This window comes from Paraburkholderia diazotrophica, assembly GCF_038900755.1.
Classification (GTDB): Bacteria; Pseudomonadota; Gammaproteobacteria; order Burkholderiales; family Burkholderiaceae; genus Paraburkholderia; species Paraburkholderia diazotrophica_A.
Genome location: NZ_JBBPEN010000058.1, coordinates 1 through 1469, shown reverse-complemented (window position 1 = coordinate 1469; position 1469 = coordinate 1). Strand labels below are relative to the sequence as shown.

1 protein-coding gene is annotated in these 1469 nt (G+C 63.4%); it reads left to right on the top strand.

Going from position 1 to position 1469, the window contains the following annotated elements; translation table 11 throughout:
* The coding region (locus AABE10_RS36170) for an APC family permease (RefSeq protein WP_342937835.1) at positions 1 to 1469 on the top strand (1469 nt) is incomplete at both ends.

Below are 1469 nucleotides of genomic sequence, written 5' to 3'. Positions count from 1 at the left end.
TCTATTCAACGGCACATCGGCCCATTCGCGCTGATGCTGACGGGGCTTGGCTCGATCATCGGATCGGGCTGGCTGTTCGGCGCCTGGAAGGCGGCCAAGATCGCAGGTCCTGCCGCGATCTGCGCGTGGGTGATCGGCGCTGTGGTGATTCTCGCGATCGCGCTGACGTATGCCGAACTGGGGGCGATGTTTCCCGAGTCGGGCGGCATGGTGCGCTACGCGCGCTATTCGCACGGCGCGCTGGTGGGCTTCATCAGCGCATGGGCCAACTGGATCGCGATCGTGTCGGTGATTCCGATCGAGGCCGAGGCCTCCATCCAGTACATGAGCACGTGGCCGTACGAATGGGCGCATAACCTGTTCATCGACGGCTCGCTGACGACACCGGGGCTGCTGCTGTCGGCGGCGCTGGTGATCGTCTACTTCCTGCTGAACTACTGGGGCGTGAAGGTCTTTGCGCGCGCCAACACGGCGATCACGATCTTCAAGTTCATCATTCCGGGCCTGACGATTCTCGGGCTGATGATGAGCGGCTTTCACAAGGAAAATCTCGGCGAGACGAGTACTTTTGCGCCGTACGGCTGGTCGGCGGTGCTGACGGCCGTGGCGACGAGCGGCATCGTGTTCGCGTTCAACGGCTTCCAGAGCCCCGTCAATCTGGCGGGCGAGGCGCGCAACCCGGCGAAGAGCGTGCCGTTCGCGGTGATCGGCTCGATTCTGCTGGCGCTGGTGATCTACGTGCTGCTGCAGGTCGCGTACATCGGCGCGGTGAGCCCGGCCGACGTGATGAAGGGCTGGAACCAGTTCAACTTCAAGTCGCCGTTCGCTGAACTGGCGATCGCGCTGAACCTGAACTGGCTGGCGATCCTGCTGTACGTCGATGCGTTCATCAGCCCGAGCGGCACGGGCACGACCTACATGGCGACGACCACGCGCATGATCTACGCGATGGAGCGCAACAACACGATGCCGAAGATGTTCGGCAGTGTGCATCCGCTGTACGGCGTGCCGCGTCCGGCGATGTGGTTCAACCTGCTGGTGTCGTTCATCTTCCTGTTCTTCTTTCGCGGCTGGAGTTCGCTGGCGGCGGTGATTTCGGTGGCGACGGTGATCTCGTACCTGACGGGTCCGATCAGCCTGATGTCGCTGCGCCGCTCGGCGACAGACCTGGAGCGTCCGCTGCGCATTCCGGGCATGGGCGTGATCGCGCCGTTCGCGTTCGTGTGCGCATCGCTGATCCTGTACTGGGCGAAGTGGCCGCTGACGGGCGAGATCATCCTGCTGATGATCGTCGCGCTGCCGGTGTTCTTCTACTTCCAGGCGAAGTCGGGCTTCACGGGCTTCAACCAGGATCTGAAGGCGGCGTGGTGGCTGGTGGCGTACCTGCCGGGCATGGCGATCCTGTCGCTGATCGGCAGCAAGCAGTTCGGCGGGATGGGTGTGCTGCCGTATGGCTGGGACATGCTGGT